General features: G+C 60.3%; 20 protein-coding genes. 5 read left to right on the forward strand and 15 right to left on the reverse strand.

The genetic code is table 11. From position 1 onward, the window contains the following. Window positions 1-3 precede the first annotated feature (3 nt). Both IFO71_RS11415 and IFO71_RS11420 read right to left on the reverse strand, forming a co-directional pair. Window positions 4-1,224 (reverse strand): efflux RND transporter periplasmic adaptor subunit, encoded by a 1,221-nt coding sequence (locus IFO71_RS11415; protein WP_192029766.1) that lies wholly within the window; start codon window positions 1,222-1,224, stop codon window positions 4-6. Window positions 1,225-1,233: 9 nt separating this feature from the next. Beyond that, window positions 1,234-1,836, reverse strand: a complete 603-nt coding sequence (locus IFO71_RS11420) for a TetR/AcrR family transcriptional regulator (RefSeq protein WP_192029767.1) — start codon at window positions 1,834-1,836, stop codon at window positions 1,234-1,236. A gap of 232 nt (window positions 1,837-2,068) precedes the next feature. Between IFO71_RS11420 and aceK the strand changes: the two genes are divergently transcribed. Next, window positions 2,069-3,826 (forward strand): bifunctional isocitrate dehydrogenase kinase/phosphatase, encoded by a 1,758-nt coding sequence (gene aceK, locus IFO71_RS11425; RefSeq protein WP_192029768.1) that lies wholly within the window; start codon window positions 2,069-2,071, stop codon window positions 3,824-3,826. A 126-nt stretch (window positions 3,827-3,952) separates the two neighbouring features. On the opposite strand, the gene IFO71_RS11430 is transcribed toward aceK, so the two are convergent. The 13 genes from IFO71_RS11430 to dnaA all read right to left on the reverse strand — a co-directional run bounded on the left by IFO71_RS11430 (window position 3,953) and on the right by dnaA (window position 18,822). Next, window positions 3,953-4,666 carry a 2OG-Fe(II) oxygenase gene (locus IFO71_RS11430; protein ID WP_192029769.1) on the reverse strand — a complete coding sequence of 238 codons (714 nt, stop codon included), beginning with the start codon at window positions 4,664-4,666 and terminating at the stop codon, window positions 3,953-3,955. Beyond that, entirely contained in the window at window positions 4,663-5,679 is a 1,017-nt protein-coding gene (locus IFO71_RS11435; RefSeq protein ID WP_192029770.1) for a class 1 fructose-bisphosphatase, read from the reverse strand. Before IFO71_RS11435 ends, IFO71_RS11430 begins: the two co-directional genes overlap by 4 nt. Before the next feature lie 256 nt (window positions 5,680-5,935). Continuing rightward, window positions 5,936-6,346 (reverse strand): ExbD/TolR family protein, encoded by a 411-nt coding sequence (locus IFO71_RS11440; RefSeq protein WP_192029771.1) that lies wholly within the window; start codon window positions 6,344-6,346, stop codon window positions 5,936-5,938. A 13-nt stretch (window positions 6,347-6,359) separates the two neighbouring features. Next, complete coding sequence (locus tag IFO71_RS11445; protein ID WP_192029772.1) at window positions 6,360-6,773, reverse strand: ExbD/TolR family protein; 414 nt, start codon at window positions 6,771-6,773, stop codon at window positions 6,360-6,362. A 27-nt stretch (window positions 6,774-6,800) separates the two neighbouring features. Further along, the gene (locus IFO71_RS11450) at window positions 6,801-7,535 is read right to left on the reverse strand and encodes a MotA/TolQ/ExbB proton channel family protein (protein WP_192029800.1); all 735 of its coding nucleotides are present in this window, start codon (window positions 7,533-7,535) and stop codon (window positions 6,801-6,803) included. A gap of 96 nt (window positions 7,536-7,631) precedes the next feature. Beyond that, on the reverse strand, window positions 7,632-8,291 hold the full coding sequence (locus IFO71_RS11455) for an energy transducer TonB (protein ID WP_192029773.1): 660 nt from the start codon (window positions 8,289-8,291) through the stop codon (window positions 7,632-7,634). Window positions 8,292-8,391: 100 nt separating this feature from the next. Beyond that, window positions 8,392-9,651 carry a tetratricopeptide repeat protein gene (locus IFO71_RS11460; RefSeq protein ID WP_192029774.1) on the reverse strand — a complete coding sequence of 420 codons (1,260 nt, stop codon included), beginning with the start codon at window positions 9,649-9,651 and terminating at the stop codon, window positions 8,392-8,394. Window positions 9,652-9,836: 185 nt separating this feature from the next. Further along, complete coding sequence (locus tag IFO71_RS11465) at window positions 9,837-10,799, reverse strand: alpha-L-glutamate ligase-like protein (RefSeq protein ID WP_192029775.1); 963 nt, start codon at window positions 10,797-10,799, stop codon at window positions 9,837-9,839. Window positions 10,800-10,805: 6 nt separating this feature from the next. Continuing rightward, window positions 10,806-12,383: a UUP1 family membrane protein gene (locus IFO71_RS11470; RefSeq protein ID WP_192029776.1), complete on the reverse strand. Its 1,578-nt coding sequence runs from the start codon at window positions 12,381-12,383 to the stop codon at window positions 10,806-10,808. 185 nt (window positions 12,384-12,568) lie between these two features. Beyond that, window positions 12,569-15,007, reverse strand: coding sequence for a DNA topoisomerase (ATP-hydrolyzing) subunit B (gene gyrB, locus IFO71_RS11475; protein WP_192029777.1), 2,439 nt, complete (start codon window positions 15,005-15,007; stop codon window positions 12,569-12,571). Between the two features lie 48 nt (window positions 15,008-15,055). After that, window positions 15,056-16,138, reverse strand: coding sequence for a DNA replication/repair protein RecF (recF, locus tag IFO71_RS11480; protein WP_192029778.1), 1,083 nt, complete (start codon window positions 16,136-16,138; stop codon window positions 15,056-15,058). 9 nt (window positions 16,139-16,147) lie between these two features. After that, complete coding sequence (gene dnaN, locus IFO71_RS11485; RefSeq protein WP_192029779.1) at window positions 16,148-17,248, reverse strand: DNA polymerase III subunit beta; 1,101 nt, start codon at window positions 17,246-17,248, stop codon at window positions 16,148-16,150. A 242-nt stretch (window positions 17,249-17,490) separates the two neighbouring features. Continuing rightward, entirely contained in the window at window positions 17,491-18,822 is a 1,332-nt protein-coding gene (dnaA, locus tag IFO71_RS11490) for a chromosomal replication initiator protein DnaA (protein WP_192029780.1), read from the reverse strand. Window positions 18,823-19,068: 246 nt separating this feature from the next. On the opposite strand from dnaA, the gene rpmH reads away from it, so the two are divergent. The 4 genes from rpmH (at window position 19,069) to mnmE (ending at window position 22,892) form a co-directional block, all read left to right on the forward strand. Beyond that, on the forward strand, window positions 19,069-19,203 hold the full coding sequence (gene rpmH, locus IFO71_RS11495) for a 50S ribosomal protein L34 (protein WP_192029801.1): 135 nt from the start codon (window positions 19,069-19,071) through the stop codon (window positions 19,201-19,203). Window positions 19,204-19,269: 66 nt separating this feature from the next. After that, the gene (gene rnpA, locus IFO71_RS11500; RefSeq protein WP_192029781.1) at window positions 19,270-19,695 is read left to right on the forward strand and encodes a ribonuclease P protein component; all 426 of its coding nucleotides are present in this window, start codon (window positions 19,270-19,272) and stop codon (window positions 19,693-19,695) included. A gap of 59 nt (window positions 19,696-19,754) precedes the next feature. Further along, window positions 19,755-21,428 carry a membrane protein insertase YidC gene (gene yidC, locus IFO71_RS11505; protein ID WP_192029782.1) on the forward strand — a complete coding sequence of 558 codons (1,674 nt, stop codon included), beginning with the start codon at window positions 19,755-19,757 and terminating at the stop codon, window positions 21,426-21,428. 120 nt (window positions 21,429-21,548) lie between these two features. Beyond that, window positions 21,549-22,892, forward strand: a complete 1,344-nt coding sequence (gene mnmE, locus IFO71_RS11510) for a tRNA uridine-5-carboxymethylaminomethyl(34) synthesis GTPase MnmE (RefSeq protein WP_192029783.1) — start codon at window positions 21,549-21,551, stop codon at window positions 22,890-22,892. Window positions 22,893-23,370 lie beyond the last annotated feature (478 nt).

Below are 23,370 nucleotides of genomic sequence, written 5' to 3' on the forward strand. Positions count from 1 at the left end.
GGCCTATCCCTGGGCCTGGGCCGACGCTTGTTCGGCGTCGAGAACTTGCGCGTTGGGTTGGCTCATCTCCACAGCATTGGGTTTCACCGGTTGGCCGGGGAAGAACACCTTGCGCGTGCCGTTGACGATCACTCGATCGCCAGGCTGCAGGCCCTGATCGACGGCACGCAGACCATCGACCTCGGGGCCAAGCTGCAGGTCATGCCGAATCGCCTGATCCTGCTCGTTGACGACGAACACGTAGCGGCGGTCCTGATCGGTAAGAATCGCCTGCGGATGAACCAGCAATGCGTTCTTGCGCGTCTCGCCCATCAGCCGCACGCGGGCAAACAGACCCGGGGTGAACAGGCCGGCGGCGTTGTCCAGGCGCGCGCGGGCGCGAATGGTGCCGGTGCTCGGATCGAGCGCATTGTCGACAAAAACGATCTGACCACGGTGCGGAAAGCCCTGCTCGTTGCTGAGGCCGACCTGCACTTCGTAGTGGGTTTCCCGCGCGCTTGGCCGATCACCTTGTCGCACCTGCTGGCTGTAGCGCAGGAAGGTCTGCTCGTCGCCGCTGAACTCAACCTCGATCGGGTCTTCAGCCAAGAGGGTAGTAAGCACCGTCTGGTCAGCGTTGACCAGATTGCCGGGCTTGATCATGGCAGCGCTGATGCGACCGCTGAAGGGGGCGCGGATTTCGGTGAACTCCAGTGTTAGCTGGGCGCGGGCCAGTTGTGCCTTGGCGGCTGAGCGCGTGGCCAACGCCTGATCGTGTTCGGCCTTACGCCGTTGACGCTCGCCCTCTGACACCGCCTTCGACTGCAGCAACAGGTCCGCCCGTTGCAGCTCCTGTTCGGCCAGGATCACGCTGGCCTCGGCGCTCCTTAGCTCAGCCGCAGCCGCATCGCGGGCCGCGCGGTATTCACGATCGTCGATGCGAAACAGCAGGGCATTGTTCGCCACCCGTTCGCCCTCGCTGAAATGCATCGATGCAAGGTAGCCGGTCACCCGCGGCCGGATCTCGGCCCGATCGACGGCGATCAGGCGTCCCTGATATTCATCCCAGGCAGTGACATCGCGCTGCACCGGCAGTGCCACACTCACGTCGGGTGCGGGAAACTGGTGTTCAGGAGCGCCTTGTTCAGCGCCGCCACAACCGCCCAGTAGCGCGATGGGCAGCAGGCCAAACACGGCAAGGCAACGAAAGAAACGCCGAGGCGTCATCTCAGTGTTGTTGATCATTCGGGATCCCTAGCGGTTCTTGTGTTGTTCTTCGGCATCGGTGGTGGCGGTTTCGGCAGTGGGTTCGGTGGAACTCCACTGTTCCGCTTTGCGTTCCATCAGGGCGATCAACTGCTTGCGCACCTTGGTTGGCAACGGATGCAACTGAAACAGTTCTTCCCAGAACAGTCCGGCCGCGGCCAGGCGCAACAAATAGCATTTGAGCCCGGCTTCGTCCCAGCGCTGGTCGCCGCGTTGTCGGGCGATTTCGCTTCGGCAGCTGTCCAATAATTCGGGTTGATGAACAGCGGCACTGAGCATGCCGGCCACGAATCTGCGCTTCGATTCGTCCTCACTGGTGTGGGAACGGATGAAGCCGATCAGCTCGGCCAGAGCAGGGTCGACATTGCTCGGTCGCGAGGCCTGCTCACTGGCGCGCCATTGCTTGATGTCGTCATCAAGGAGGCTGCGGAGCAGGTCATCCTTGGTCGGAAAATGGTAGGTGATGCCGCCGCGGGTGAGGCCAGAAACCGTGGCCAGTTCATCATAGGTCAGGGCACCTGCACCGCTGCGCTCAACGATCTGGCGGGCAGCGAGAAGAATCTTGGTGCGGGCAAGGGGCGGTCTGGGCATGGGCGGTTACTTTACAGAACGTTCTGTAAAGTAATGTGAACGATTCCGCGCTTCCAATGATGCCTGCTGCTCACTCGGAATGCGGCCGAGCTGTACGAACAGGCCCGAGTGTCGCAAGCAGGCGTCGTGCTGACAAATGATTCCGTTCGCTGCGCTACGCAAATCTCTCACGTGGACGCCCGGCGGGGCACTGGTTACGCTGGAGTTGCAAGTATCAGCGGATGGAGAAGGTATGAGCGCCGAGCTGCCAGTGCAGATCGAGAATGCCGTGACATCAAAGCGCGAGTTGGCGCTTCGGGCGGCGGAGACCATTCGCGATGGCTTCAGCGACTACAACCGGCTGTTTTCTGAGATTACTCAGCGCGCCAAGCGACGCTTCGAAGAGCGCGACTGGGGCGCGGCGCGACAGGACGCTGTGGATCGGATCGAATCGTACGACCTGTGCGTCGGACGTTCCACCGACGCCGTCTCCGAGTTGCTTGGCAAGGCGGCGCTTGATCATGCCTTGTGGAGTCAGATTCGCGATTTCTACGCCGAACTGATCGCCCCACTGATTGATCAGGAGCTAAACAAGACCTTTTTCAACACCCTGAGCCGGCGCTTCTTCAAGACCCGGGGAGTCGATCCGGCGATCGAGTTCGTAGCGCTCGACATTGAGCCTACCGACCGTATTGCGCATCCTGTCGCTCGACACGCCTACGCGGTGTCAGCCGATCTTAGCCAGCTATTCGAGCGGGTTCTGCAGGATTTTCCTTTCGCCCTCGCTTACCAGGACATTCCACGCTGCGCCGACTTGATCGCACGCGCGCTTCAGGATCAGCTGGCCGACTGGGGCGAACATCCGGTGCATGCTGTGGAATTGATGCAAACCGTCTTCTATCGCGAGCGCCGCGCCTATCTGGTGGGCCGGGTGTTTGGCGAGAAGCGCTATGGTCCCTGCGTGATTGCACTGGTGAATGGCGAGAATGGCGTGCGTGCCGATGCGGTGATCACTCGCCGCGAGCATATTGCCATCCTGTTCGGCTACACCCGTAGTTACTTTCATGCCGATCTGCCGACAGTGGGCGATGCGGTGGTGTTTCTGCGCACGCTGTTGCCGAAGAAATCGATCGATGAAATCTACACCGTTCTAGGTCGGGCCAAACAAGGCAAGACCGAGCGCTACCGGCATTTCTACCGCCATCTGCTTGGTGCTCCTAACGAGCAGTTCGTACACGCTGAAGGCGAAAAGGGCATGGTGATGCTGGTTTTCACCCTGCCTTCGTATCCATTGGTGTTCAAGCTCATTCGCGATCGCTTTGCCTTCCCAAAGAATGTCGCTAGGGAGGAAGTGCAAGCTAAGTACCGCTTGGTTTTTCACCATGATCGTGTCGGACGGCTGGTTGATGCACAGGAGTTTCGCTTTCTACGCTTTCGCAAGGCGCAGTTCGCACCGGCCTTGCTGGAGGAGTTGCTGGATGGCTGCAAGGAGAGCGTGTATCAAGAGGGCGAGGATCTGGTGGTGAGCCATTGCTACATCGAGCGCAGGTTGCGGCCTTTGAACCTGTACATCAAGGAAGTGGATGCTGCGATGGCGATCAAGGCGGCGGTCGACTACGGTCAGGCAATCAAGGATCTGGCGCGCAGTAACATCTTCCCGGGTGATCTGTTGCTGAAGAACTTCGGCATGTCGCGTACTGGGCGGGCGATTTTCTACGACTACGATGAACTCTGTCTGGTCACTGAGTGTCGCTTTCGTGCCCTGCCCACAGCTCGTTACGACGACGAAGAGATGCACCACGGCGCCTGGTATCACGTCGATGATAATGATGTCTTTCCAGAGCAGTTTCCGCGCTTTCTCGGTCTGAGTGAGGAGCAGAAGCAGGCCTTGCTGGCCGAACACGGTGAGATCTTTGATGTGCGCTGGTGGTTGGAGGTGCAGGAGCGCTTGCGCAGCGGTGGCTACGCCGATATTCCACCCTACTACAATGAAGTGCGGCTGGGGCAGTAGGTTTGCGCGACTGTTCGCTCTGCGCGCCGGAGGCGCGACAAAACGCCTGTCGATGGAGCTCCTGCCGTGTGTGGGTCAAACGCCAGCGTAGCGCTGAAAGCCGCCCATCAAGAAACGGCGCTGCGGTTATCGCGCCGGTTGACCAAATAGCTTTTCAGCGCGCTGGAAGAGCACCCAACTGGTAGCTATGTACTTGTCGCCGTTTTCCGGGCGGTTTCCGCGATGCGTGTGGGTAAAGGCCGTGGGAGCAATCAGCAGTGCACCTTTTTGCGGCTTTATCTTCCGCTGCTGATAGTAGAACTCCGTTTCTCCATGATTAAAGTCGTCGTTAAGATAGACAGTCCAGAGCAGGTGACGGTGTAGCGGCTCACAGCTAGGGTCTTTCGGATACAGCTCGCAGTGCCAGTAAGGATAGCCACCTTCACCCGCACGGTAATGCTGCAGATTGATCGAGCCGGGCCGAAAGCAAGTGCCTATCAAGGTTGCCAATTGTTCATCGGGCAGGGACTGCATATCGTCCAAGGTGATGCGTCGCGCCAGGGTTTCTCCCGGCGGCTGAAACTGCAGCATCAAGGGGGCGATCAAGGAGAAGCCGTAATGACGCACATAGCGCAACAGGCAGGCGAACAGGGCGCTATTGAGCTGTTGCTCGGCATCAGCCCATTCTGGCTTGCCTTGCAGGGTGATGTCGCGACTGTTCTTCAGCTCCGGATACACGCCACCGCCAATGCGGCCGGGATGGCTGGCGCCGGAGGCGTTGAAGCGCTGGATCAGTTGCTCACAGAGAGCGGGAGCCAAGGCATTGGGATAGACTTCGATGAAGTCGCCTGGCTTGCTCATGACTGCTGATCGTATGATCGATGGTAGCTAACAACGCGTTCCACCTCGTTCCTTGAGCCAAGGATGACCGGCACGCGTTGGTGCAAGGCAGCGGGTGCCAGATCCAGAATGCGCTGGCGTCCGGTACTGGCGGCGCCGCCTGCCTGTTCAACCAACATGGCCATCGGGTTGGCTTCGTACATCAGGCGCAGCTTGCCACCCTTGTCCCGGGTCTTGGCATCCAGTGGATACATGAAGATGCCACCGCGAGTCATGATCCGGTGCACATCGGCGACCATCGAGGCGACCCAGCGCATGTTGAAATCCCGCTCCCGCGGACCCGTCTTGCCGGCCACCAGCTCATCTATATAGCGCTGCACCGGTGGCTCCCAGTGACGCTGATTCGACATGTTAATAGCGAACTCGCTGGTGTCCTCGGCGATGCGCAGGTTGCGCTTGGTCAGCACAAAGCTGCCGAGTTCACGATCCAGGGTGAACTGATGCACGCCGTCACCTAGAGTGAGTATCAACAGGGTACTTGGTCCGTAAACCGTGTATCCCGCCGCAACCTGCTTAACACCCGGCTGCAGAAAGTGCTCGGCATTGGGCTCGGTAATACCCTCGGGACAGCGCAGCACCGAAAAAATCGTGCCCACCGAGACATTGACATCAATGTTCGAGGAGCCGTCCAGGGGATCAAAGACCAACAGGTAGTTGCCCTTGGGGTAGCGGTGCGGAATCAGGTGCGGATCGTCCATTTCCTCGGATGCCAGCGCCGCCAGGTGGCCGCCCCATTCATTGGCGTCGAGGAAGATCTCGTTGGACAGTACATCGAGTTTTTTCTGCGCTTCACCCTGCACATTGGTCGAGCCCGCACTGCCGAGCACGCCGCCCAATTCGCCCTTGCCAATGGCGTGCGAAATCGATTTACAGGCCCGGGCCACAATCTCGATCAGCAGGCGCAAGTCCGGCGCCAGTTGACCTCGCTCACGCTGGGCTTCGATCAGGAACCGGGTCAGGGCAACAGCTTTCATGGACGATACCGAGCACGACTGGGGCGGTTATTGTCCTCATCCTGAGCGGTCGACGCCAGAATATTGATCCGACGGTTTGAAGTTCGAACATCCTGTCCAGCTGCAAACCCGGTGTGTCCGCAGGAGACCTGTACTCGCGGGCGCTTCGCGGCGCCCTCGGCGCTGCGCCTGTTCCGCGGAGTGAAAGACCATTTCGCCGGAGGAAAAAAAAGGCCGCCCGTAGGCGGCCTCAACGGGTTGTCGTTGCCCTGAAGGGTTACAGGGTTTCGACGAAACCGATCTTCTCCAAACCTGAATTCTTCGCCATGGTCAGCACATCAGTCAGTTTCTCGTACTGGGCTTCCCCGGCGGTTTCCAACTCAATCATCGGCTGTGGATCGCGTTGGGCTTCGAGAATCATCGAAGCTTCCACCGCGGCCCGCGGCATCGGCTGATTGTCCCAGAACAGCGCCCCCGACTGGTCGATTCGAATGCGCACCGGCGGCGGCGGATCCTTCTTCTGCTCTGGCTGGTTGCGGCTCTGCTGCGGCAGATCAATCTGGATTTCGTACGAGGCCATCGGCGCGGTGACCATGAAGATGATCAACAGCACCAGCAGTACGTCCACCAAGGGCGTGACATTGATGTCCGCCATTGACCCGCTTCCACCTCCGGAACTGAATGCCATAACTCGTTACTCCCTAGCGTTCCGGCGTGGTGACAAAGCCAACCTTGGCAATGCCCACGTCCTTGGCGGTTTTCACCACATTAGCAATGGTGCGGTACTTGGTGGTCTTGTCGGCGCGAATATTGACCTGTGGCTGTGGCTGCTTCTGCGCTTCCACCGCCAAGCGCGACTCCAGAACGCTCAGGATGATTGGATCATCATTCCAGTACAGGTCGCCCGACTCCGTCACTGCCAGCGTGATCGGTATGCCCTGCGAATCCGGTTTTTCTTTCAGGGCTTCCTGGGGCAGGGTGACCTGGACTTTGTGCGACATCAGAGGTGCCGTGACCATGAAAATGATCAGCAACACCAACATCACGTCCACAAGGGGCGTGACGTTGATCTCGGCCATCGGGCCACCGCTATCGCCGCCGCTACTGAACGCCATAGCGTCGTTCTCCGTTGATAGTGTCGATTACTTCTTGGTCACTTCGCCAACACGGGAACCGGTGGCAAAGAAGTCGTGCAAGTCGTGCGCGAAGGTGTCGAAGTTCGAATTGGTGTTGCGGTTCATGCGGACAAAGAAGTTGTACGCCAACACCGCCGGGATCGCGACGAACAGGCCGATCGCGGTCATGATCAGCGCTTCACCCACCGGTCCTGCCACGGCGTCGATCGAAGCATTGCCGCTGGAACCGATGCTGATCAGGGCGTGGTAAATGCCCCACACGGTACCCAGCAGGCCGACGAACGGAGCGGTGGCGCCGGTGGTGGCCAGCCAGGTCAGACCGGTTTCCAGCTTGCTGCTTTCACGGGTGACGGCCTGACGCAGGGCGCGGTCGATGAACTCGGAGCGGTTCAGCGCTTCGACCAGACGGCTGCCTTCATGACGCTGATGGTGAGCGGCGGCCTGAGCACAGTCGAGAGCGATCTTCGAGAACGGCTCGCCTTTCGGCTGCTCTTCCATGAAGCGGATCGCGTCCTGAGCGTTGGTGGTTTCCCAGAAGGTGCGGATCACGCTCTCGGCACGCGAGCGAATCATCATGTTCTTCAGGAAATTGACGAAGGTATAGAACCATGAGCCCATGGACATGATGACCAGGACGACAAGCACGACCCAAGCCACAGTATCCATGTTCTGGATCATGTGGTCGAAGCCCATCTTGTTGAACGCAGCAGCGTCGGAGTCGACCGCGATGCTGGTCGGCATGGCACTGGCGTTGGCCGTGGTATCGAGCGGCGCGGCCGTGGTTTGGGCCGGCTGAGTGGTAGTGGCTTCTTGCAGCATAACGCTTACCCTTATTTATTAGGCTTCGGAGAGTTTGAACGAGATCGGTACCAGCACCCAGCCTTGCACCGGCTGGCCGTTGCGCAGGCCGGGATTGAACACCCAGTTCTGCACAGCATCTATGGCGGCACGATCAAGCAGACGCGAGCGGCTGGTTTTCTCGATCTCGACCTTGACGGGCTTGCCGTCGGTGCCAACCAAAACACGGAGTATCACTTCGCCTTCTTCGCGGCGACGAATCGCCTGCGGCGGGTAACGCGGTGGGCGAATCTTGCGATAGGTCTGATCTTCCGAGGGACCATAGTCGGCTGGCGGCGCAGGAGGCGCCGGCGGCGCCGGCGGCGGGGCCGGAATCGATACGGGGCTCGGAGTATCAAGCACCACCGGCGGCGGGGCTTCCGGCGGCGGCGGTACGGGCTTGGGCTTTTCGATCTGCTTCGGCGGCGGGCGCTTCGGCGGTTCCGGCGGCGGCGGCGGCGGGGGCGGCGGCGGCGGCGGCGGCTCGATGAAGGTAACCTCGACGATCTCTTCCTCTTCCTCTTCGGCCTGCGGCATCGATACCGGCATGATCAGCATCATGAACAGCGCGACGTGCATGCACATGGCAAAGGAAAGGCCGAGAATTCGCGGCCAGTTAAGACCCTGATTTTCGTTGTTGGGTGTGTTGAAGTCGGTCATGCGGGGCCGCTATTCGTTGCATCCGGATTGATCTGACTGGCCATGGAAACCGGTCAGGGTAGTCAAGCTTAATACCATTGCGGGGCGATCGACAGCCCGGTTACTTCACTCCGACCGAACGCAGCCACGATTTGGCGTTGTTCTCGGTTTCGGGGTATTTGGCGGCTTCCTTGTAGGCCGCGATGGCAGCCGCCCGGTTGCCTGACTCCAGCTCAGCGCCGCCGAGCAGGATGTAGGCATCGCCACGGCGGCGCACACCACGCGACAGGGCGTCATTGGCCGCCTGTTTGGCTTCGGCCCAGCGTGATTCTTCGTACAGCACACGGGCCAGGTTGATGTGCATCTCACCGTCGGTCGCCAATGCCGCGGCCTTGCGGTAGGCCTCGATGGCACCGGGGAGATTTTCACCGAAGTAGTTGGCCTCACCGAGGAAGCGGTAGGTTTCAACGGTCTCCGGCAGGATCCCCTTGGCCAGACCTTCGTTGATCGTGGCGATCGCTTCGGCTTCTTTTTCAGCGTAGTGGTAGAGCTGATAGAGCTGCTTGTAATCGCGCTCTTCGGTCAGCATGCCATTGGCCTTGGCCCGCTCCAGCACCGCGATGGCCTTGTCGTTCATGTCGGCATTCATATAGATCGCCGCCAGATTGCGCATCAGAGGCTTGTCGTTGGGATTCTTTTCCAGCAGCTGCTCGGCCAGCTTGCCAGCCTCGTCGTATTGCTCGGTTTCGGCGTAGCAGGCTAGCAGGATCTGATACCAGGAGGTCTGCGGATCGTCGCTCTCGGTAATCGCCCGCTTCATCACATCGATGGCTTCGGCGGGTTTTTCCTGACGGTAGAGGATGTTTGCCTTGACGGCCAACTGCTCGGGCTTGGCGCCCTGAGTTTCGTCGAAGAAGCGATTCAGCCACTTCAGCGCGTTGTCGTAGTCCTCTTCCGACATGTACAGCTGAGAGATCTGGAACATGGTCTGGTAATGCTGGTCATTGCCCAGGCCGTCGTTCTCGATGGTCTGCTCAAAGGCCTCGATGGCCTTCGGATAATCGTCGCGATCGATCCAGCTGATGCCAATGATCTGCCAGGCCAGAGATTTCTCATAGGGGCCGGCAAACTTCGAGTCACGCACGGCCACCGCCGCTTCGTAAGTCTTCTCGAAGTCCTCGCCCTGCGCCAGGTCGTAGGTCTTCTGCACCTGCTTGGCCAGACGACGCGACACCGAGTGCTCCGGGTCCTTGCGGACCGCGTTGGGATAGGCCGGCTCCGGCTTTTCATCTTTCTTGCTACGCGCAGCATCAGCCGGCACGGCGAACACTACGAGCAGCAGCAATGCGACGACGGCATGCAGTAGTCGGGTCGGAGTCATGCGATTCCTCGAATGGCTACAAACGGATGGCGTGCCCACAGTGCACGCCCGCAGAACCGTCAACACTAAACGCTTTTAGTGCAAATGCTCAATACCCTTGGCGTGACGAATGGCACATTGCCTGCCTCAAACCTGCCCCCATTAAGCTTTTCTTGGGCAATGTGACGATCGCGTTTCGTTTTTGTTCAGATTGTCGGGAAGTGCTGACGGGCAAAAGCGACCCGTTCATCGGCATCATTCGATAGCTGACCGGCCTGCTCCAGGGCCTGAACCTTCTTCAGCCGATGGCGCAAGCCATTGCCGTTGGCAATCTGAATGGCCAGTCCGGGGCGCGCATTGAGCTCAAGGATCAATGGGCCCTTGTTGCGATCGAGCACGAAATCGACCCCGACATAGCCCAATCCGGAAAGTTCGTAGCAACGCGACGCCATGCCCAGCAGTTCGTCCCAGTTGGGCACGGTCAAGCCGACGATGCTGTGCTCGGTGTCGGGGTGCTCCTTGATGATTTCAGTGCCCCAGACGCCACGTCGCGTCTGTCCGCTTGGAATGTCGATGCCAACGCCAATCGCACCTTGATGCAGATTGGCCTTGCCGTCCGACAGACGGGTCGGCAAGCGAATCATGGCCATCACCGGATAGCCAAGGAATACGATGATGCGAACATCCGGCACGCCTTTGTACGACACCTGATCGAATACCGGATCGAACTGAACACAGTATTCAATCAACAGGTGATCGGGCTGCCCGCCAAGTGAGAACAGGCCAGACAAACCATTAGATAAGTGATGCTCGAATTCTTCCCGTGGCATCAGGTGACCGTTGGAGCGACGGTACTTGTCGCCGCGTCGTCCGGTGATCACCAGGATGCCATCGCCGCCAGAACCGTGCGCCGGCTTGACCACGAACTGATCGAATGGCTTCAGCTTGTCGTGCAGGTCGCCGATCTGATGTTCTTCGTGCACCACCGCGTACAGATCGGGTACCGGCAAACCCGCCGCCTGAGCCAACTGTTTGGTGATCAGCTTGTCGTCTACTCGAGGATAGAACTTGCGCCGGTTGTACATCAGCACGAAGTCGGCATTGCGCTCGCCAATGCCCACCAGTCCGATGCGATTCAAACGCCTGGCGATTTCAAACAGACCGAGCATAGCGGCTCACTTGTCCTGCGGTTCTGCGTTGGACTTGTCGTCAGCACGCTTCTCGGTGGCGCCAAACTCGCGCGCCAGAGCACGGAAGCGGAACAATTCGGTCAAGCGGTATCCGGAGTAGCGGCCAAGCATCAGAGTCAGGGCCAGTATCAGCAACAGCACTTCAGGGAACACGAATACGACGTGCACCAGCGGATCATAAGTCATCGCCGTGGCGGCCAGGGCGGCGACCAGCATGGTGCCCACGCCTTCCTTCAGCGCCTGTGAGGCGCCACGCTCCTCCCAGGCGATCGACATGCGCTCGATGGTCATCGCCATGATCACCATCGGGAACAGGGCGATCGAGAGCCCGACCTCGATGTCGAGCTGGTTGCTGATCACCGAGACCAGGGCCATCAACAGCACTACCACGATCAACACCGCGGTCAGGCGTGGCACCAGCAGCAGACGCAATCGCTCCAGGTAGAAGCGCACCAGTAATCCAGATCCGACCACGGAGATAAACAGCAGTACCCCGGCCACCACCCCGGTATCGCGGAAGGCCAGGGCCACCAGCACCGGCATGAAGGTGCCGTAGGTCTTGACGCCAATGAGGTTGCGCAGGATCAGCATGATGAAGGCGCCGATCGGTACCAGCAGCAACACGCGATACACCTGCTGCGTCTGCAGCGGTAGACTCAGCAGTGAATACTTAACTAGGTGTTCATGCTGTACTTCCAGACGACGCTCGGCAATCGCCATGGCGTCGGCGAGGTTACGGCTGACGGTGAATTCCACCTTGGCGCGCGGATTATCCTCGACAGTGAGCAAGGGGCTGCTCGAGGTCGTCCACAGGAACAGATTTTCCGGCCAGCCGTCGACCGCTGTTCGCAAGTCGATGGTGAGCCAGTCGGTGCCGTTGTGAACCTGTAGCCAGGGCCGGATCTCCATCGCGCCTTCGCTTTCGCCAAGCAGGAAGCCGTGGATGATCCGGGCAGGAATTTCGCGCGAGGACAGTAACTGAGCAATCAGTTCCGCCTTGGCCTCGGGATCCTGGCGATTCTCCAGCAGCAGGGCAACCTGTTCGGCCGGCTGCTCGGCGTTCATCCGCCGCACCAGTTCCTGGGCAAAAGTGAGAATATCTGCTGAGCCCTGCCGCACATCCTCCAGCAGACTGGCCGAGGCGGTGAAATAAGGCTCTTCCAGGATCGCTGGCTGTCCTACCTTGGGCCGGCCGCCCAGCGCCGGATTCTCGCTGGCGCGCACCACAGTGGCGCGGTAGTACAGGGCCTGCGTGCCACGAGCACGGCGAATGGCCCACTGAACTTCGCGACTGCTGCCGCGCTCTTCTTCCAGACGCGAGTAATTGTTGGCAATGAAGCGCTCATCAAGCACGGCAAAGCCGGGTGGACGCTTGGGAATTTGCAGGGTGACCGTATTCGGTCCACGACGTGGGTTGTATTCGACTCGCGCCTGTACCGTCCAGACGTCGACCTCGGCCACCGGCGCCAAGGGAAATTTGAGCACTTTCCATTTGTAGCCGATGGCGGCCACCCCCACCACCGACAGCAACAGCGCAAGAAGATACAGATGGGTCTTCTTCATGAATGTCTCGCTTGGTTGGTGTTTCCCCGCACCGCCGCGACCACTCTCAGCCCCCGAGCACTAGCGATAGCCGGTCCTGCGTAAGCACAGTATAGCCGGCGCGCAGGGCACGCCGATGTGGAGGGGCAACGGAGGCAACGGAATGACGCTGATCAAGACGACCGGCCACGCCGGTCGCCCGCGGATCAGATGTCGAGATTGGCGACCTTGAGCGCGTTTTCTTCGATGAATTCGCGACGCGGCTCGACCACATCGCCCATCAGGGTGGAGAAGATCTGATCGGCGGCAACCGCATCTTCGATCCGCACCTTGAGCAAACGGCGGGTTTCCGGGTTAACCGTGGTCTCCCACAGCTGATCCGGATTCATTTCACCGAGGCCCTTGAAGCGCTGAATGGTGCGACCGCGCTTGGCTTCGTCCATCAACCAGGCATGCGCCTGCTCGAAGCCCTGCACCGTTTGCTGGCGGCCACCGCGTTCAATCAGCGCTTCACCCTCGATCAGTTCAGCGAGGGCTGCGGCTGCTTCCAGAATCGGCCGCATCTCGCTGCTCTGGAACATGTTGCTGGCCAGACTCTGGCGGGTGCGCAGCCCGTGATGCATGCGGTCGATGTGCAGCACGCCCGGGTCGTCGCCGCGCACCGGCTCGACGCTGAGTTGGTAGCGTGGCTTGCCCATCGCGCTATCGGCCAGCCGCGCGTGCAGGCGTTCGGTCCAGGCGCTGAGGGCTGCGGCATCGCTCCACAATTCCGCGTTCAGCGGCGGCAGCTCCAGCATGGCGGCGCTGACCTGCGGGTCGATGCGAGTTGCCAGACGGCGAATCGCCTCGCTTGCGGCAACGTAGAGTGAGAGTAGCTTTTCCAGCCCTGGCCCACTGATCGGCGGCACATCGGCCTTGTAGGTCAGCGCGGCGCCTTCCACGGCATGATTGATCAAGTATTGGCTAAGTGTTTGATCGTCCTTGATATATTGCTCGTTCTTACCCTGCTTTATCTTGTACAGCGGGGGCAGACCGATATACACATGACCGCGCTCGATCAGTTCGGGCATCTGCCGATAGAAGAAGGTCAGCAGCAGAGTGCGGATATGCGAGCCGTCGACGTCGGCGTCGGTCATGATGATGATGCGGTGGTAACGCAGCTTGTCCGGGTTGTACTCGTCCTTGCCGATGCCGCAGCCCAGTGCCGTGATCAGGGTGCCGACTTCAGCCGAACTCAGCATGCGATCGAAGCGCGCCCGCTCGACATTGAGAATCTTGCCTTTCAGCGGCAGGATGGCCTGGGTGCGACGGTTGCGACCCTGCTTGGCTGAACCACCTGCCGAGTCACCCTCGACGATGAACAATTCGGACAGCGCCGGATCTTTTTCCTGGCAATCGGCCAGCTTGCCGGGTAGGCCGGCGATATCCAGGGCGCCTTTGCGGCGGGTCATTTCACGCGCCTTGCGAGCAGCTTCCCGCGCCCGTGCGGCATCGACTACCTTGCCGGCGATAGCGCGCGCTTCGTTCGGGTGCTCTTGCAGGAATTCGTCGAGCTTGGCGCCGACGATCGATTCCACCACCGGCTTCACTTCTGAGCTGACCAGCTTGTCCTTGGTTTGCGAGCTGAAGCTGGGATCGGGCACCTTGACCGACAGCACGGCAATCAAACCCTCGCGCATATCGTCGCCGGACATGCCGACCTTGGCCTGTTTCAGCAAGCCGGATTGTTCGATATAGGCACCGAGGGTGCGGGTCAGGGCGGCACGAAACCCGGCCAGATGGGTGCCACCGTCCTTCTGCGGGATATTGTTGGTGAAGCAGAACACCGTTTCCTGGTAGGCGTCGGTCCACTGCAGGGCAACGTCCACCGAGATGCCGTTACTCTCGTAGCCCTGCAGAGCGATCACCGAAGGGTGCAGCGGGGTCTTCAGTTGCGCCAGATGTTCGACGAAGGAACGGATGCCGCCTTCGTAAGCGAATCGATCGTGTTTGCCATCCTCGCGCTCGTCTATCAGATCGATCTTGACGCCTGAGTTGAGGAAGCTGAGCTCGCGCAGACGCTTGGCCAGGATGTCGTAGTGGAATTCGATGTCCTGGAAGATCTCGATCGCCGGCTTGAAGCGCAGTACGGTACCGCGGCGGCTGGAGGGATTGACCCGGCGAACGGGATACTGCGGTTCTCCCAAGCGGTATTCCTGCTCGTGGTGGTAGCCCTCGCGATAGATATCCAAGCGCAGCGTCTCGGACAGGGCATTGACCACCGACACACCGACGCCATGCAGGCCACCGGACACCTTGTAGCTGTTGTCATCAAACTTACCGCCGGCATGCAACACGGTCATGATGACCTCGGCCGCCGAACGGCCTTCTTCCTTGTGGATGTCGACCGGTATGCCGCGTCCATTGTCCTGCACGCTGAGTGAGCCGTCGATGTGGATCGTGACGGTGATCTGATCGCAATGACCGGCCAGCGCTTCATCGATGGCGTTGTCGACCACCTCGAACACCATGTGATGCAGACCGGTGCCATCGTGCACATCACCGATATACATGCCGGGCCGCTTTCGTACAGCTTCCAGGCCACGCAGCACGGTGATCTTGCTGGAATCGTATTCGGTGTTCGGAACTTGAGGTGTATCAGACATAGACAATGTCACCGATGGCCGGCGATGCGGGGAGCGGGGGAGGCGGGATTATAGCTGGCGTTGGACCCGGCCTTGTTCCACGTGGAACACAGGCCATTTCTCACTGCTTTGCAGGTCGATGGCGGCGGAATCAGCGCGGGTCAGCAAGGTCTGTACCCCGCTACTTTGTAACAGGTCGACCACTCGCCGCTGATTGTTGGGATCCAGCTCGGCCATGACGTCATCCAAGGCTAGCATCGGCGCCTGCTCCCGACGCTGGCGAAACACCTGTAGTTGCACCAGCCATAACGCCAGGGCGGTCAACTTGGCTTGGCCTCGCGACAGTTGCTGCTGCTCGGTACCGTCCTTGAAACGCAGGGTCCAGCCAAAACGATGCGGTCCAACAGTGCTGTAGCCAACGCGGCGATCCGAATCCTCCGCGTTAGCCAGGGCTTCGATCAAACTCATCGACTGCAGCCAGCCACTACGTACGCGCAACTCGGGCTGACCAAGATCGGGCATCAGCACGGGCAGGGTGACCTGCAGCACTGACTCGATCCGCCGAATCTGTTCCACCCGCCAGTGGTGCAGGCGATCGCCGTCATCGGCCAGCCCGGTGTTCCAAGCCAGCAGCTCCTCTCGACTGCCGCCGCTGCGCAGAACAGAGTTGCGCTGTTGCAGCGCGCGTTGGTAACGACGCCAGATTGGAAGAAAGTCTGGTTCCACGTGGAACAGACCCCAATCAACGAATTGCCGTCGCAGCTCGCCCGGCCCGTGCAGCAGCTGACCGGAATCAGGCTCGACGAACACCATAGGAAAATGCGAAAACAATTCGCTCAAGGTCCGGACTACTACGCCATCGACGCGCCCACGATAGGCATTGGCATCCCGTTCCAGTCCGACTCGAACCACCCTGTCATCGACAGAGACCAGCTCGGCGAACACGGTACTGCGCTCGCAGCCGGCGCGCAGAAGATTGGAGCTGCCGACACTGCGAAAACTGCGCCCAGAAGCGAGTAAGGAACAGGCCTCGAGCACACTGGTCTTGCCTGCGCCATTCGGACCCACCAACCAATTGAGGCCGGGCTCCAGACGGAGCTCGGCCTCTTGGATGATCCGAAGATTTTCGATGCGGAGCGTTGTTATCCGCACGGCTCAGCCTTACAGCCTCAGTGGCATCACCACATGTCGACAGGCCTCGGAATCGACCTCACGAACCAGCGCGGACGAGTTCGCATCGCGCAACTGCAGGATGATGTGCTCGCCACGCAAGGCCGCGATCGCCTCCATCAGATAGCCAACATTGAAACCGATCGCCACGCCATCGACAGGAGTTTCCGCCTCAATTTCCTCGGTGGCCTCTTCCTGCTCCGGATTGTGCGCGGTGACGCGCAACTGGTCTGGGCTGACCTCCAGCTTCACGCCCTTGTACTTTTCATTGGAAAGGATCGACGCTCGCTGCAAGGCCGAACGCAACAGTTCGCGATCAACCTTGACCAGCTTGTCGGCACCAATCGGAATCACTGCCTCGTAATCCGGGAAACGACCATCAATCAGCTTGGAGGTGAACATGACATCGCTACGTCGCGCCCGAACGTGCGAGCGCCCCAGCTCCAATTCCAGTTCAACGTCGCTACCTTCGAGCAGGCGCTGCAATTCCAGAACGCCCTTCCGAGGCAGGATGATCTGCTTGCGACTTTGTGCGCCGGTAGGAATCGCGGCCTCACACAGCGCCAATCGGTGTCCGTCGGTAGCCACGCAACGCAGATTGCTCTCCGACAGGTCGAACAACAGACCGTTCAAGTAAAACCTTACATCCTGCTGCGCCATGGCGAACGCGGTGCGCTCGATCAGTTCTTTGACCACGCTCTCGGTCAGCGAAACGCGTTCTACCACTTCCAGCTCATCCGAGGAGGGGAAGTCCTCGGCCGGCAAGGTCGATAGGACAAAGCGACTACGTCCGGCTGACACCGTGATCCGATCGCCGTTGAGCTTAACGGTAACCTGACTTCCGTCAGGCAGGGCACGCACGATATCGAACCACTTGCGTGCAGGAATGGTGGTCTCACCATCTTCAGCACCGTCCAGATTGCAGCGAGCCACCAGCTCTACTTCGGTATCACTGGCGGTCACCGACAACACATTGTCCTTTACTGACACCAGAAGATTCGCCAGTACCGGCATGGTCTGTCGCCGCTCAACAACGTTGACCACCTGCTGTAGAGGTTTCAACAAAACTTCGCGTTGCAGTGTAAATCGCATGAGTCGTCCCTTACCGGAGCCGAAGCTAAAATAATGATCTTATTTAAATATAAGAGTGGTTGTTTTAGAGCCTGAGCCAAGCTGTCAAGAACAAGCATAACTGGCTGAAAGTAAACACATTATTCGACGCAACAAGATTGTGGAGAGGGCCCGTCAGTCCTGTGCATGCGATGTGGATAACTTACACCGCTTCCTGTCGCCCCCAAATTATCCACAAGTCTCGCCAAAGTTCTTCTGCAAAGCTACTCAGAAAGCTTACGCACCAGCTTGTCCCAGTCCTCGCGCAACTTGCCGTCGGACTCGATCAGACCGCGCACCACCTTGCAGGCGTGCAGCACGGTGGTGTGGTCGCGGCCGCCAAACTCGTTGCCAATTTCCGGCAAGCTGTGCTCGGTGAGTTCACGGGCCAGGGCCATGGCCATTTGTCGCGCCCGTGCCAGGCTCTGGGTGCGACGCTTTCCGACCAGATCGGCGACGCGTAGTTGGTAGTAATCACCCACGATCTTGACGATGTTGCTGATCGAGGTGGCTTGTTGCTGCGCATGCAACAGGTCGCGCAATGTTTCCTGGGCGAACTGATCGGTAATCGCCCGACCCATGAAGTTGGCCCGAGCCGCCAGGGTATTGAGCGCACCTTCCAGATCTCGCACATTCGAACGCATTCGCTTGGCGATCAACATCGCCACCGAGTCGGGTAGGGCGATGCCACGGTTCTGCGCCTTCGACAGCAGGATCGCGGCGCGGGTCTCGAAATCAGGCGGCTCGATCGCCACCGATAGCCCCCAACCCAGACGCGACTTCAGGCGTGGCTCAAGGTGTTCAACTTCCTTCGGATAGCGATCGCAGGTCAGGATGATCTGCTGCTTGCCATCGAACAAGGCATTGAAGGTGTGAAAAAACTCTTCCTGGGTGGTGTTCTTGCCAGCGAAGAACTGGATGTCATCGATCAGCAGGGCATCGATCTGCCGGAAACGCTGCTTGAAACCATCCATGCTGCGCTGCTGCAACGCTCTGACCATCTCATTGGTGAACTGTTCAGAGCGCAGATACAGCACCCGCATGGCCGGGTTCTGTCGGCGCATTTCGTTGCCGGCTGCGTGCATCAGATGGGTCTTGCCCAGCCCGGTTCCGCCGTACAGAAGCAAGGGGTTGTAGGCCTTGCCCGGATTGGCAGCGACCTGCATGGCGGCAGCCCGACCCAGCTGGTTGGATTTTCCCTCGACGAAATTCTCGAACTGGTATTGAGCATCCAGCGATCCACTATCGAAACCCGGGTCGACATTGGGCTTGGACGGGCTGCTCAAGGGGCTTGCACTGGCCGGCTTGCTGGGCTTCAGCTGACCGACGTCGATCTCGACGGCGAGATCCGCCTGCCCGGAAAAATGTGCCGCGAGCTCGCCAATACGCGGCAGGTACCGCTCGCGCACGGTGTCCACCACAAAGGGGTTAGGAGCCAGCAATTGCAGGCTTTGCTCCTGTTGCTTGGCTTGCAGCGGGCGCAGCCAGGTTTGCAGCTCCTGGGCTGAAAGCTCGGCCTCCAGCCGCTTCAGGATCTGCGGCCACCAGTCAGTCATGGATCGGATGTCCTCTACACGTTCAATGCGCCGCGCGCAGCTCGACGCGACCTGTTCGGTCAAGCGTCACCGTTGCCTACGGTTGAGGTCGCCGTTTCCTGCCTTGCCATGCGCAGCAATCGCCATCGGCAACCGAACCTGCGAGTCTACGCCGCCGCAGGCGACACTGCCAACGGCGAGACGCTTGCCGAATCATCCATTAGCCGCTATCATCCCGCCTCTTTTCTCCACGATTCAGGTGCAGCCATGAAGCGCACTTTCCAACCGAGCAACCTCAAGCGCGCCCGTACCCACGGTTTCCGCGCCCGTATGGCCACCGCTGACGGTCGCAAGATCATCAACGCCCGTCGCGCCAAAGGCCGCAAGCGTCTGATTCCTTGAGCCCTTGCGGCCAGGGACTGATCTGATCTTGACGATCGGGTCAGCGTCCTGAAGGACTGACCCGGCGTGAACCAAGCGGCCGCCTTTCCGCGCACCGCCAGGCTGCTAGCCGCAGCCGAGTTCAAGCAAGTCTTCAACGCCCGCCAGCGCATTGGCGGGCGTTTGTTCGTTTTGCATTGGCATGCGTCAGGTGCTGAAACCGCCCGTCTGGGATTGGCGATCTCACGCAAGGTTGATCGCCGCGCGGTCGCCCGAAACCGCCTCAAGCGGCTTATCCGCGACAGCTTTCGCCTACATCGTCACGAGCTGCCGGCCCTGGATCTGGTCCTGCTGGCCCGTGCCGATGCGCCTGACGCAAGCAATGAAGCCCTGCGCAAGGAGCTGACCTGGTTGTGGCGCAAGCTCGCTGCATTGCCCGGCAACCGCGGCCAGGGCACAATGCCGGCCGCTCCCGTCGCAACGGATGAGGCTCCGGTCACGCCACCGGACTGATTGCGTCTGCTCATTCTTCCGGCCTGGCTGCCAAGGGCCCGCATCGCAAGACGATCTCGATGAATCAAATTCGCACATTTCTGCTGATTGCCTGGCTGCTGGTTGGATTCCTGCTTTGGGAAGCCTGGCAACGCGAACAGGCCACGCCCGCCACGGACCAAACCAGCGAGCAGCCAGCCGCCATCAGCGACGCAGCCCTGCCTAGCGCCGATTCTGATGCCGCCTTGCCGCTGGCCAGCCGCGAGGGCAGTGTGGAGCCGGCCGATAGCGCTTCCGGCGGCGCCCCGGCCGGTCGCCGGATTCAGATCGAAACCGATGTGCTGCGACTCGAAGTCGATACGCAGGGCGTTGCGCTGATCGGCGCCGAGCTCAAACGATACGGCGTCAGTCCGGGCGCGGAATCGCAGCGCATCGTGCTGTTTTCGGACAGCGGCAAGCATTTCTTCATCGCCCAGCAGGGCTGGGTTGCCGACGGTCAACCGGCACCCAACCACCAGCAGTATTTCGACACCCCTAACAGCGAGTATCGGCTAGCCAAGGGTGAGGACGAATTGCGCGTGCCGTTCACCTGGCAGGGCGAGAATGGTCTCAGCCTTACCCGCGAACTGGTGCTGCGTCGCGGGCAATACGCCATCGACGTGGTGGAGACCCTGGACAACCGCAGCAGTGAGCTATGGACCGGTAACGCCTATCGCCAGTTCACTCGGGTGCCGCCGGAAATCAAGAGCGGCTTTACCCACCCGGAGGCGTATAGCTTCACCGGCGTTGCCTGGTTCAGCGAAGCGGACAAGTTCAACAAGATTCCGTTTGACGACATCGAAGGCAAGGAAGACCTGAAGGTTTCGGCCAACCGTGCCTGGGTGGCGATGTTGCAGCACTATTTCTTTGCCGCCTGGATCCCGACCGCCACCGACAACGTCACCATCACAGTCGATCATCTGAGCGATCGTGGCCGCTATCTGATTCGTGCCTTCTCACCGAAGAAACAAGTTGCGCCCGGCGAGCAGTTGCAACAGTCGGTGCAACTGTATGTAGGGCCGAAGCTGCAGGAGCAGTTGGCTGCGGTGGCACCCGGACTGGAACTGGCGATCGATTACGGCATCCTCACCGTGCTTTCGGAGCCGCTGTTCTGGTTGCTGTCCTGGTTTCATGCCCTGGTGGGCAACTGGGGCTGGGCCATCATCATGCTGGTGGTGGTGATCAAGGCGGCCTTCTTCAAGTTGAGCGAGACCCAGTACAAGAGCTTTGCCAAGATGCGCGCCATCCAGCCGCGCATCGAGTCACTGAAAGAGCGCTACGGTGACGATCGCCAGAAGTTCAACATGGCGATGATGGAGCTGTACAAGAAGGAAAAGATCAACCCGATGGGCGGCTGCCTGCCGATCCTGTTGCAGATCCCGGTCTTCCTGGCCCTGTATTGGGTGTTGCTGGAGTCGGTGGAGCTGCGCCACGCGCCGTGGGTGCTGTGGATCCAGAATCTCAGTGCGCCCGATCCCTACTTCGTCCTGCCGGTGCTCAACCTGCTGACTATGTGGTTGACCCAGAAGCTGTCGCCGACGCCGGGCATGGATCCGATGCAGAAGAAAATGATGCAGGCCATGCCCCTGGTGTTCGGCGTGATGTTCGCCTTCTTCCCGGCCGGTCTGGTGTTGTATTGGACGGTCAATGGCGCGCTTGGCTTGCTGCAGCAGTGGGTAATCACCCGTCGCCACGGTGCGCCGGCCAAGGCCTGAACTGAGCTCGAATGGGCGCGGCGCGACTTGCGGCGCCCCGTTCGTGCTGACGCCCCGTTTGCCATTGCCGGATCTTTCGCCGCGACCTCATGAAATATCCGGGCTAGACTCGGCGTGCCCATGAATACCGCCGACACCATCGCCGCGATCGCCACCGGCCCCGCCGCCGGCGGCATCGGCGTGGTGCGGCTGTCGGGACCAGAAGTTCCGCTGATTGCCGAGCGTCTGCTTGGTGATTGTCCGCCGCCCCGTCGCGCTCGTTACGCTGAGTTTCGTGACGGCGCTGGCGAGCTGCTTGACCAGGGCATAGCGTTGTACTTCGCCGCTCCGGCCTCGTTCACCGGCGAGCATGTGCTGGAACTCCAAGGCCATGGCAGCCGCGTCATGCTCCAGCTTCTGCTGCAACGTTGTGTTGAGTTGGGCGCGCGCCTGGCCCGGCCCGGCGAGTTCAGCGAGCGAGCCTTTCTTAACGGCAAGTTGGATCTGGCGCAGGCCGAAGCGATTGCCGATCTGATCAGCGCTGGTTCCGAGGCCGGGGCCCGCGCCGCCCTGCGTTCGCTGCAAGGCGAGTTCTCCATCCAGGTCAATCGGCTGCTCGAACGGCTGACCCGGCTGCGGGTGCATGTCGAAGCGGCCATCGACTTCCCCGACGAAGACATCGATTTCCTCGCCGATGCCGCCATCGAACAGCAATGGCGCGCCTGCTTGGCACAGCATGACCAATTGCTGCAACAGGCGCGGCGTGGCGCCCGCTTGCGCGAAGGCCTGCACGTGGCCATCGTCGGACCGCCAAATGCCGGCAAGAGCAGCTTGCTCAATGCCCTGGCCGGCGACGAGCGCGCCATCGTCACTGCCACCGCCGGCACCACCCGCGATGTGCTACGCGAAGCAGTGCTGATCGATGGCGTCGAGATCACCCTGGCCGACACCGCCGGCCTGCGCGCCGACACCGACGATCAGATCGAGCTCGAAGGCATGCGCCGTGCCCGCGCCGAACGCGACCGTGCCGATCTGATTCTTGCTGTGGTGGATCATCGTGATAAGGCCGCGCTGGCCGAACTGCAGGCCGAACTGCCCGACGGCGTGACGGTGATCTGGATCGGCAACAAGATCGACCAAGCCGGCCCGCCATCCGGCCGCTGGCAGCCGGATGGCCGCAGCGGCATTGCGTTGTCCGCCAAGACCGGCCAAGGCCTCGATCAGCTGCACCGAGCACTGAAGCAGTTCGCCGAGCAACGCACTCCGGAAGCCGGCGGCTTCAGCGCCCGCCAACGCCACATCGACGCCCTGCAACGGACCGGCCAGCACCTGCAGATCGCCGGCGACCACTTAGCCACCCGTATGGGTGAACTGATGGCCGAAGAACTGCGCCTGGCGCAACAAGCCCTGGGCGAAATCACCGGCGTATTCGACGCCGATGCCCTGTTGGGGGAGATTTTCTCCAGTTTTTGCATCGGAAAGTAGGCTGTTGTCCAACGGCGTACAACACTGTCCAGAAGATCCGGCGCCTGGTGAGATTTGTCTTCCCGAATCGATTGACGCAGCAAGGCCAGCTCTGACTTCAACTCGCCCGTGTGATCGAGCGCGGCGTGAACGGGGTGAACTTGCGAACACCGCGCCGATCGCTGTGGGGGGCACGAGACATCGGCTAGGCTGCCATGACAGCCTTATCCCCAACAGGAACAGCGCCAGGCGGCAACGCAATCGGATCCTCAGGCGCGAACATTGCCATCTGTTCAAACCTGCGCGGCTGAGTTTCTAGGACAACGAGCGAGCGCTCGCTTTTCCTACCGCAGCGCGCGTATCTCTGGATCCCACCTGTGAAACAAAGCGTGAAACTATGGGCCTTGACAAATCAGACAGCACAACAACTAGTGAATATTTCCGAAACTGTGCGCCCTAACACATTGATTTTCAGCCTTGGCCGACGGCCGGCAGTTGA

Source organism: Pseudomarimonas arenosa, assembly GCF_014841215.1.
GTDB lineage: Bacteria > Pseudomonadota > Gammaproteobacteria > Xanthomonadales > Xanthomonadaceae > Pseudomarimonas > Pseudomarimonas arenosa.

Excerpts from the sequence above, each read along its gene's own strand:
- IFO71_RS11415 (WP_192029766.1), bottom strand. The coding sequence starts at position 1,224 with ATGATCAACAACACTGAGATGACGCCTCGGCGTTTCTTTCGTTGCCTT.
- IFO71_RS11420 (WP_192029767.1), bottom strand. The coding sequence starts at position 1,836 with ATGCCCAGACCGCCCCTTGCCCGCACCAAGATTCTTCTCGCTGCCCGC.
- aceK (WP_192029768.1), top strand. The coding sequence starts at position 2,069 with ATGAGCGCCGAGCTGCCAGTGCAGATCGAGAATGCCGTGACATCAAAG.
- IFO71_RS11430 (WP_192029769.1), bottom strand. The coding sequence starts at position 4,666 with ATGAGCAAGCCAGGCGACTTCATCGAAGTCTATCCCAATGCCTTGGCT.
- IFO71_RS11435 (WP_192029770.1), bottom strand. The coding sequence starts at position 5,679 with ATGAAAGCTGTTGCCCTGACCCGGTTCCTGATCGAAGCCCAGCGTGAG.
- IFO71_RS11440 (WP_192029771.1), bottom strand. The coding sequence starts at position 6,346 with ATGGCATTCAGTTCCGGAGGTGGAAGCGGGTCAATGGCGGACATCAAT.
- IFO71_RS11445 (WP_192029772.1), bottom strand. The coding sequence starts at position 6,773 with ATGGCGTTCAGTAGCGGCGGCGATAGCGGTGGCCCGATGGCCGAGATC.
- IFO71_RS11450 (WP_192029800.1), bottom strand. The coding sequence starts at position 7,535 with ATGCCGACCAGCATCGCGGTCGACTCCGACGCTGCTGCGTTCAACAAG.
- IFO71_RS11455 (WP_192029773.1), bottom strand. The coding sequence starts at position 8,291 with ATGACCGACTTCAACACACCCAACAACGAAAATCAGGGTCTTAACTGG.
- IFO71_RS11460 (WP_192029774.1), bottom strand. The coding sequence starts at position 9,651 with ATGACTCCGACCCGACTACTGCATGCCGTCGTCGCATTGCTGCTGCTC.
- IFO71_RS11465 (WP_192029775.1), bottom strand. The coding sequence starts at position 10,799 with ATGCTCGGTCTGTTTGAAATCGCCAGGCGTTTGAATCGCATCGGACTG.
- IFO71_RS11470 (WP_192029776.1), bottom strand. The coding sequence starts at position 12,383 with ATGAAGAAGACCCATCTGTATCTTCTTGCGCTGTTGCTGTCGGTGGTG.
- gyrB (WP_192029777.1), bottom strand. The coding sequence starts at position 15,007 with ATGTCTGATACACCTCAAGTTCCGAACACCGAATACGATTCCAGCAAG.
- dnaN (WP_192029779.1), bottom strand. The coding sequence starts at position 17,248 with ATGCGATTTACACTGCAACGCGAAGTTTTGTTGAAACCTCTACAGCAG.
- dnaA (WP_192029780.1), bottom strand. The coding sequence starts at position 18,822 with ATGACTGACTGGTGGCCGCAGATCCTGAAGCGGCTGGAGGCCGAGCTT.
- rpmH (WP_192029801.1), top strand. The coding sequence starts at position 19,069 with ATGAAGCGCACTTTCCAACCGAGCAACCTCAAGCGCGCCCGTACCCAC.
- yidC (WP_192029782.1), top strand. The coding sequence starts at position 19,755 with ATGAATCAAATTCGCACATTTCTGCTGATTGCCTGGCTGCTGGTTGGA.
- mnmE (WP_192029783.1), top strand. The coding sequence starts at position 21,549 with ATGAATACCGCCGACACCATCGCCGCGATCGCCACCGGCCCCGCCGCC.